Raw genomic sequence first — 8,779 nt, forward strand, 5'->3', positions numbered from 1 at the left:
TTCAGAAGTCAGACGTCATCGATCGAGTGAATGGTCAGCCGTTCCGCAGCGGGCGCATCGCCGGGGCCACCCGGGCCAATTCGTCCAGCATGGCGGTGGCGGCGGCGGTGGTGATCTCGTTCGGCTGGAACTGGCCGTCCTGCACGAGGCTGTGCACGAACGGGATGTTGACCGCGGCCGGCACGAGGAACAGCCGCAGCGCGTACGCCGCACCGGTCAGCGCCATGGCCGAGCGCGTGCCCGCCGAGACGCCGCCGTAGCTGACGACGCTGGCCGGCTTGTAGTTCCACTCGTGGTGCAGGTAGTCGAGGGCGTTCTTGAAGGCCGCGCCCAGGCCGTAGTTGTATTCCGGGATCACGAAGACGATGGCGTCGGCCGCGTCGACCTTCTCGCTCCAGCGCTTCGTGTGGTCGTTCTGGTAGTTGCGCATCCGCGGGTGGTGGGGCTCGTCGAGCAGGGGCAGGTTCTCCTCGGCCAGGTCGGCCACGGTCACCTGGAACCCGCCGTGCGCCTTGGCCGCGTCGACGAACCACTCGGCGACCGTGGGGCCGATCCGGCCCGGGCGGGTGCTGCCGATGACGACCAGCAGGTTGAGCTCGCTCATGTTGTTCCCTCGGAGACGAAGTATTTGCTCGCGCAAACACTAACGTGTGGGCGGCGACAACGATCCCCGGAAGTCAGAAGCATCACATGATTATGTTCCGCCGCCGCGGCGGGGAGAGGGCGGCCGGTGGCGGAGGGGGTTGTCAGGCGGCCGGGACCGGGGCGTGGCAGCCGCACGACTCGCGGTGTTCGATCGAGGCCGGCAGCCGCACCGTGCGAGGCTCCCGCCGCGGGTCGGCCAGTCGTTGCAGCACCAGTTGCACCGCGCGGTTGCCCATGGCGTGGAACGGCTGCGCGATCGACGTGACGCTCGGCGTGACGATGTCGGCCCACTCCAGGTCGTCGAAGGCCACCACCGCAAGATCAGAAGGCACCCGTACGCCCGCACGCCGGATCGCGCCGAGCAGGCCCATCGTCATGTTGTTGTTGCCGCAGAACACCGCGGACGGCGGGTGGGGCCCGCGCAGCATCTCCTCGGCCGCCGCGAACCCGCCCCGTACGGTGGACAGCCCGTCCCATATCAGCGCCGGGTCCACGGCCAGGCCCGCGCCCTCGTGGGCCAGCCGGAACCCGGTCTCGCGCTCGCGCGACGTGGACAGCCCGGTGAGCCCGGTGATCATGCCGATCCGGGTGTGCCCGGCCCCGATCAGGTGCTCGATCAGCCGCCTGGTGGCCAGCGTGTTCTCCGAGCCGACCTGGTCGAAGCCGCGGTCCTCGAGCCGGTCGGCCAGCACCGTGGCGACCCGCGCGTCGCGCAGCAGGGGGCGGGTGCGGTCGCGCCAGCCCGACGTCGGCACCAGGATCAGCGCGTCGACGTCGCGATCGAGCAGGGCCCGTACGGCCGCCGCTTCTTTTGCCGGGTCCTCGTTCGAGGCGCTGAGCAGCACCGTCGCCCCGCACCGGGCGGCCTCGGCGTCGATGCTGTCGATCAGCTCGCCGAAGTACGGGCTCGACATGGCCGGCAGCACCACGCCGATCGTCAGCTTGCTCTCCTGGGCCCGCGCGACCCGCTGGTCGTAGTAGCCGAGCGCCTCGGCCGCCTCCAGCACCCGGGCTCGCGTGTCCGCACTCACCCGCCGGGTGCGGTTCAGGACGTGCGAGACCGTTGTGAGGGAGACTCCGGCGGCGGTTGCTACGGACGACATCGTGACCACGTCATCCGTGTTACCCGGGGGTGACGAGCTTGCGCAAACCTTTGCGCAACCACTGGAGTCACACCGGCTTCGATTCCTAGCCTCGACCGCATCCACACGACAACGACCAGCGCAGATGCGCTTTCGTCGCGTTGCGCAAAGGGGCTGCCGAATGTCGCTTACGGAAAACCAGCGGGCCATCGCCGAGATCGCCGCGGCGGTCGAGAGCGTCAGCGAGGCCGAGCTCGACGCCATCGTGGACGAGCTGCTGGCCGCCCGCCGGATCGCCGCTTTCGCCGGTGGCCGTGAGGGTTTGGTGATGCGCGGCCTGGTCATGCGGCTGTTCCACGCCGGCCTCGACGTGCACTACCAGGGCGAGATGACCACCCCGCACATCGGCGAGGGTGACCTGCTGATTCTGTCCTGCGGGCCGGGCAACATCTCGATGGTCGAGGCCCTCGCGGGCGTGGCCAAGCGGGACGGCGCCCGGCTGCTCTACCTGACCGCGCAGCCGCAGAACGCGCCCGCGAGCCAGGCCGACGCCGTAATCAAGATCACCGCCCAGACGATGGCCGACGACCAGGCGTCGCAGGCCGTCCTGCCCATGGGCTCGGCGTACGAGATCGCCCTTTTCGTCCTCGTCGACCTGATCACCAACCGGGTCCGCGCCCGGCGTCAGGAGTCGGCCGGCGAACTGCGCTCGCGCCACACCAATCTCGAATAAATCTCCCATAACTCATATAACAGGAGTGACATGAAAGCCCGTCTGCCCTGGGTAGCGGTCGCCGCTACCTTGATGATCTCCGGCTGTTCCGTCGACTCGGGCGGCAGCAGCGAGGGCGGCGCCGCGGCCGGCGCGGCCAGCCCGGCCGCCAACTGCGCCATCGCCACCGCCGCCGACCCGGGCAACTCCCAGCCCGCGGCCGACACCCCGATCGCCGAGAACGCCCCCAAGCTCGCCCAGAAGGACACGTACCGGGTCGCCTTCAGCCAGAACGCCAACAACGGCGCCTGGCGGATCGCCGAGACCCAGAGCATGCAGGACGAGGCCAAGCGGCTCGGCTATCAGATCCAGGTCACCGACGCCCAGAACAACCAGTCGAAGCAGATCCAGGACATCCGCAGCCTCATCGCGCAGAAGCCGGACGCGCTGTTCGTCGCCCCGATGACCGAGGAGATCGGCACGGTCATCGGCGAGGCCAAGTCGGCCGGCATCCCGGTCTTCCTGATCGACCGGACGGTCTCCGACTCGCAGGCCAAGGCCGGTACGGACTACGTGACGACGATCGTGTCGGACTTCGTGCAGGAGGGCAAGCGGGCCGCGTACGCGCTGGCCAAGGCCACCGGTGGCACGGGCAAGGTCATCGCGCTGGAGGGCACGACGGGATCGTCCTCCGCCGTCGACCGCAAGAAGGGCTTCGAGGACGCGCTCAAGGAGTGCCCCGGCCTCGAGCTGGTCGCCACCCAGGACGCCGACAACCAGCGGGCCCGCGCCCAGGACATCACCGAGTCGCTGCTGCAGGCCAACCCGGACGTGACCGCGGTCTACGCCCAGGGCGACGACATGGCCATGGGCGCGATCGCCGCCATCCGGGCCGCGGGCAAGGTGCCCGGCAAGGACATCCTGGTCGTCTCGGGTGACGGCTCCAAGGAGGCGCTGCAGGCGATCGTCGACGGCACGATGGCCGCCAATGTCGAGTGCAACCCGCGCTTCGGCCCCAAGGCGTTCGAGGTCATGAAGCAGTACGCGGCGGGCGACGAGGTCCCCACCAAGATCCTCAACGAGGACCGGCTGTTCGACAGCTCCAACGCCGGCGAGTTCGTGGACCAGGCGTACTGAGTGCGATGACCGATCCGAAGACGGAGGGCCCGCTGCTCCAGATGCGCGGAGTGACCAAGTCGTTCCGCGGCGCGCGGGCCCTCGACGACGCGACCATGACCGTGGGCCGCAGCCAGATCAGGGCGCTGATCGGGCAGAACGGCGCGGGCAAGTCGACCCTCATCAAGATCCTGACCGGCGTGTACCGGCGCGACGGCGGCGAGGTGCTGCTCGACGGCCGCCCGGTCGACTTCCGCTCCACGGCCGAGGCTCAGGCCGGCGGCGTGGTCACCATCTATCAGGAAGTGAACTTGGTCCCCAAGCTGTCGGTGGCCGAGAACATCTTCCTCGGACGCTTCCCCAAGCGCCGCGGTCTGGTCGACTGGGCCACCATGCGGGCCGGCGCCCGCGACGCCCTGGCCAAGCTCTCGCTGGACATCGACGTGACCCGCCCGCTGGGCAGCTATCGCGTGGCCACCCAGCAGATGACCGCGATCGCCCGCGCGGTGTCGCTCGAGGCGCGGCTGCTCGTGCTCGACGAGCCGACGTCGTCGCTGGCCGAGCGCGAGGTCGAGACGCTGTTCGGCGTGATGCGCTCGCTGCGCGACTCCGGCGTCAGCATGGTTTTCGTCTCGCACCGCATGGACGAGCTCTACGAGATCTGCGAGGACGTCACCGTGCTGCGCGACGGCCGCACGGTCGCCGAGGAGCCGCTGGCCTCGCTCAACCAGTACGAGCTGGTCAGCAAGATGCTGGGCCGGGCCGCCGAGCAGGTGGCCTCGGGTGCCCGCGCGGCCGCCCGCCCCAGGCAGCAGGCCGAGCCGGTGCTCGCGGTGAGCGGTGCGGCGTCGGCTCCGCGGTTGAAAGACGCTTCGCTTGCGGTGTACGCCGGTCAGGTGCAGGGCGTGGCCGGGCTGCTCGGTTCCGGCCGATCCGAGCTGCTGCGCTCGATTTTCGGAGCCGACCCGCTCGACGGCGGCACAGTCGTCGTGTCTTCGGACGCGGCGCCCATCCGCACACCCCGGGAAGCGATCGCCGCACGCCTGGCCTTCCTGTCCGAGGACCGCCGGGCCGAGGGCATCGTGCCCCACCTGTCCGTACGCGACAACCTGACGCTGGCCCTGCTGCCCAAGCTGACCAGGCGGGGCATCGTCGACCGCAAGCGGCAGAAGCAGATCGTCACCGACTACATCGCCCGGCTCGGCATCAAGGCCCAGGCCGACCAGCCGATCGTCGAGCTCTCCGGCGGCAACCAGCAGAAGGTGCTGCTGGCCCGCTGGCTGGCCACCGAGCCGGCCGTGCTGCTGCTCGACGAGCCGACCCGCGGCATCGACGTCAGCGCCAAGGCCGAGATCCTGACCCTGGTCGACAAGCTGGCCGCCGACGGCATGGGTGTGCTGCTGGTGTCGTCCGAACTGGAAGAGGTCGTCAGCGCGTGCGACGACGTGACCGTGCTGCGCGACGGCGTGTCCGTGGCCCGGGTGGACGTGGAGCGGCTCTCGGAGGAGTCGCTCATGGCCGTGATGGCGAGCGGCGAGGCCGTCCCCTCCGCGGACTCCGCACCGAACAAGGACAAATCGGATGACTGACCTCGCTACCCGGCCCGCGGAGGTCTCCGCCCTGCGGAGGATCGACTGGCCGACGATGATCCGCCGCTACGGCGCCGCCGCCGTGCTGGCCCTGCTGGTCATCTTCAACATCATCTTCACCGAGAACTTCCTGGACCTGCGCAACATCCTGTTCGTGCAGCTGCGCCAGGCCGCGCCGACCGCGATCGTCGCCCTGGGCATGGCCCTGGTCATCGCGACCGGCGGCATCGACCTGTCGGTGGGCGCGGTCGTCGCGCTCAGCGGCCAGGTCACCGCGGTGTTCCTGCTCGACGGGGTGCCGCCGCTGGTCGCCCTGCCGATCGGCATCCTCGTCGGGCTGGCCGCGGGCCTGTTCAACGGCACGCTGGTCTCCCGGTTCGGCATCCAACCCATGATCGCCACCCTGGTGCTGTTCACCGCCGGTCGCGGGCTCGCGCAGGTGGTCACCGGCGGCCGCATCCAGACCGTGAACGAGCCGATCGTCGAGTTCCTCGGCCTCGGCGTGATCGCGGGCCTGCCGATCTCGGTGTTCTCGCTGATCGTCATCACCATCGCGATCATCGGAGTCACCCGGTTCACCCCGGCCGGCACCAAGCTGCTCGCGGTCGGCGGCAACGAGCGCGCGGCCGGGCTCGTCGGCATCCGCACCAAGTGGGTCAAGACCATGGCGTACGTGGTCGCGGGTGGTCTGGCGGGCTATGTCGGCCTGCTCGAACTGGGCCGGATCCAGGCCTCGGACGCGACCAACGCCGGGCTCAACATGGAGCTGGACGCGATCGCCGCGGTCGCCGTGGCCGGCACGACGCTGGCCGGCGGCACCTTCTCGCCCGGACGCACAATCATCGGCGTCCTGATGCTCCGGCTCCTGCAGAACACCCTGGTGGCCCACGGCATCCCCCGTGAGGTCGCCCAGATCGCACAAGGACTCATCATCGTGGCTGCCATCTATCTGCTGCGCCGCTCGCGGGACGCGCGATGAGCGCCGCCACCGCGGACGTCGCGACCGTCGGGCACCGCCTGGCCCTGCAGCGCCGGGGCACGGTCGCCGTGCTCGTGCTGGTGGTGCTGCTGGCCTCGCTGCGCTACGGCGACGCGTTCTACTCCGGCATCAACCTGACCTCGTACTTCGACGACGCGGTCAAATACTCGCTGATCGCGCTGGGCATGACCTTCGTGATCATGACGGGCGGCATCGACCTCTCCGTCGGCTCGGTGATCCTGCTCGCCGGCGTGGCCGGGGGCCTGGCCAGCCCGTACGGGGCAGTGGTGGCTGTTCTGGTCGGCGTCGGCACGGGTGCGGCGGTGGGCGCGGTCAACGGCCTGCTGATCGCCCACTCGCGGCTCGAGCCGTTCGTGGTCACGCTGGCCACCCTGCTCTGGGCTCGCGGCCTGGGCCTGCAACTGGCCGACACGCAGACCGTGGTCTACGGTTCCGGCGCGCTGCAGTCCCTGGCCCGCGACAAGATCTTCGGGCTGACCACCGGGTTCTGGCTCATGCTGCTGCTGTTCGCGATCGCCGCCGTGGCTCTCAAATACACGGCCTGGGGCCGTACGGTGTTGGCCGTCGGCGACAGCGAGGAGTCCACGTCACTGCTCGGCGTGCCGACCCGGATGACGAAGTTCTCGGTCTACCTGCTCTCGGGCGCCCTGGCCGGGCTGGCCGGCGTCGTGCTCGGCTCGCAGACCGGCTCGGTCAGCATGGACACCGGCGTCGGCTGGGAACTGATCGCGGTCGCCGCCGTAGTCGTAGGCGGCACCCTGCTGACCGGCGGCGTCGGCTCGATCGGCGGCACCCTGGCCGGCCTGCTGCTGCTCCAGGTCATCTTCACGATCATCAACTTCGAGAACGGCCGCGGCGGCATCGAAATCAACTCCTACTGGCAAAACGTCGTCCGCGGCGCCTTCCTGCTAGTGGTAGTGCTGCTGCAGACCGGCGTGGGCCGAGGCCGAAGGAAGGCGTCGTGACGTCCACGATTCCGCCCACCCTGCCCTGGGACACGACCACACTGCACGCCCTGCGCCGCCGCGTCGAGGACCGCCTGCTCGTCCAGGACCGCGTGCTGATCGGCCTCACCGGCCCACCCGGCGCCGGCAAGTCCACCATCTCGGAACTGCTGGTCAGCGGCCTCGACGAGGTCGTGCCGGGGCAGGTCGCCCTGGTCCCGATGGACGGCTACCACCTGGCCCAGTCAGCGATCGAACGGATGGGGCTGGCCGACATCAAGGGCGCCCCGGAGACGTTCGACGGGGCCGGCTATGTGGCGCTGCTGCAACGGTTGCGGGCGGAAAGCGACACGACGGTCTACGCGCCGGAGTTCCGCCGCGAGCTCGACGACGCCGTGGCCGCGGCGATCGCTGTGCCCCCGCGCGTCCGGGTCATCATCACCGAGGGCAACTACCTGCTGCTGGACACCCCACCGTGGATCCGGGTGCGCTCACTGCTGGACGAGGCCTGGTACGTCGAACTCGACGACGGCACCCGCATAGACCGCCTGGTCGAGCGGCACGTCCGCTTCAAGGACGACCTCGCCACGGCCCACCGCCGGGCCCGCGGCTCCGACCAGCGCAACGCCGACCTCGTCGCCCGCTCAAAAGAACGCGCCGACCTGGTCCTCGTCCACGGCTGAGAAGGGAGCGCGGGGTCTCGCTGTTGTCGAGCCCCCGCGTCCCGCCGCACGTGGCAGGCGCAGGACCCGACCGACGACCGACGCCGGCCACGGACAAAGACGATCGAGCAAACAAACGCGATGCGGGGTCGCCAGCAGTGTTCTGTCTGCCGCGATCCGCTCGTCGCCAGCGCCCCGTCGGCAAGACTGGCGTGCCAAGCCAAGCGCTTCCGCCGATGTTCGGGCTACTTGCTCGCGCCGTCAATCAAGTCTCGGAGGCGTGTGGAGAGTGACTCGTCGCCAATTCTCTCGGCGGCATCAAGACTCAGCTTGAGAACAACGATGGCTTGGTCCGGTTCGTCGGCGGCGAGCAGGATCTGCCCCAACGTACTGCCGACTGCTGCGATGCCGTCCGGGCGTTGAAGTTGCTGAAGAAGGCCGAACGAGTCGACAATCAGCGGAAATGCAGCGCTGAGGTCTTCACGAGCAAGCTCGATTTTGGCAAGTCCCCACTTGGCCGCCGCGATGCCATCAAGGTCACCCAGAGTCTCGCTGACGTGCAGCCGCCTGAGTTGGAACTCAGCAGCTTGGTCGTAGTCGTCGCGCTGGTTGAGGATGTCAGCGATATCGCCCCAGGTGACCGCGGCGGACCGGGTGTCGCCGAGCCGTTCGTAAACCGGCAGTTCAACCTCATGTCGGATGCGCAGGGCTTCGTCGAATTCACCGCGCTGGTAGAAGATGTCGGCGATCTTGCCCCACGTGATCGCCGATTCCCGGAGGTCGCCGAGCCGTTCGTAAACCGGCAGCTGAACCTCACGTCGGATGCGCAGGGCCTCATCGTAATCACCCCGCTGGAACAGGATGTCGGCGATCTTGCCCCAGGCGGTCGCCGCTGACCGGGTGTCGCCGAGCCGTTCGTAAACCGGCAGCTGAACCTCACGTCGGATGCGCAGGGCCTCATCGTAATCACCCCGCTGGAACAGGATGTCGGCGATCTTGCCCCAGGCGGTCGCCGCTGACCGGGTGTCG

At 69.3% G+C, this 8,779-nt stretch carries 9 protein-coding genes; 6 read left to right on the plus strand and 3 right to left on the minus strand.

From position 1 onward, the window contains the following. Positions 1 to 34: 34 nt before the first annotated feature. Together JKJ07_RS37635 and JKJ07_RS37640 are read right to left on the minus strand one after the other, a co-directional pair. Positions 35 to 604, minus strand: coding sequence for an NADPH-dependent FMN reductase (locus JKJ07_RS37635; protein ID WP_202996737.1), 570 nt, complete (start codon positions 602 to 604; stop codon positions 35 to 37). A gap of 142 nt (positions 605 to 746) precedes the next feature. Next, entirely contained in the window at positions 747 to 1,748 is a 1,002-nt protein-coding gene (locus JKJ07_RS37640) for a LacI family DNA-binding transcriptional regulator (RefSeq protein ID WP_202996738.1), read from the minus strand. A gap of 160 nt (positions 1,749 to 1,908) precedes the next feature. On the opposite strand from JKJ07_RS37640, the gene JKJ07_RS37645 reads away from it, so the two are divergent. The 6 genes from JKJ07_RS37645 to JKJ07_RS37670 are packed head-to-tail and all read left to right on the plus strand — an operon-like array spanning position 1,909 to position 7,771. After that, positions 1,909 to 2,460, plus strand: coding sequence for a phosphoheptose isomerase family protein (locus JKJ07_RS37645; protein WP_202996739.1), 552 nt, complete (start codon positions 1,909 to 1,911; stop codon positions 2,458 to 2,460). Between the two features lie 30 nt (positions 2,461 to 2,490). Next, positions 2,491 to 3,576: an ABC transporter substrate-binding protein gene (locus tag JKJ07_RS37650; RefSeq protein WP_202996740.1), complete on the plus strand. Its 1,086-nt coding sequence runs from the start codon at positions 2,491 to 2,493 to the stop codon at positions 3,574 to 3,576. Positions 3,577 to 3,581: 5 nt separating this feature from the next. Further along, a complete protein-coding gene (locus JKJ07_RS37655) occupies positions 3,582 to 5,144 on the plus strand; it encodes a sugar ABC transporter ATP-binding protein (protein WP_202996741.1) in 1,563 nt (520 codons plus the stop codon). Then, on the plus strand, positions 5,137 to 6,123 hold the full coding sequence (locus JKJ07_RS37660) for an ABC transporter permease (RefSeq protein ID WP_202996742.1): 987 nt from the start codon (positions 5,137 to 5,139) through the stop codon (positions 6,121 to 6,123). The genes JKJ07_RS37655 and JKJ07_RS37660 overlap by 8 nt, the downstream gene beginning before the upstream one ends. After that, positions 6,120 to 7,109, plus strand: a complete 990-nt coding sequence (locus JKJ07_RS37665) for an ABC transporter permease (protein WP_202996743.1) — start codon at positions 6,120 to 6,122, stop codon at positions 7,107 to 7,109. Before JKJ07_RS37660 ends, JKJ07_RS37665 begins: the two co-directional genes overlap by 4 nt. Next, on the plus strand, positions 7,106 to 7,771 hold the full coding sequence (locus JKJ07_RS37670) for a nucleoside/nucleotide kinase family protein (protein ID WP_307834608.1): 666 nt from the start codon (positions 7,106 to 7,108) through the stop codon (positions 7,769 to 7,771). The genes JKJ07_RS37665 and JKJ07_RS37670 overlap by 4 nt, the downstream gene beginning before the upstream one ends. A gap of 224 nt (positions 7,772 to 7,995) precedes the next feature. Here JKJ07_RS37670 and JKJ07_RS37675 read toward each other — a convergent pair. Further along, the coding region (locus JKJ07_RS37675) for a tetratricopeptide repeat protein (RefSeq protein WP_202996744.1) at positions 7,996 to 8,779 on the minus strand (784 nt) is incomplete at its 5' end.

The organism is Paractinoplanes lichenicola (genome assembly GCF_016785085.1).
GTDB lineage: Bacteria > Actinomycetota > Actinomycetes > Mycobacteriales > Micromonosporaceae > Actinoplanes > Actinoplanes lichenicola.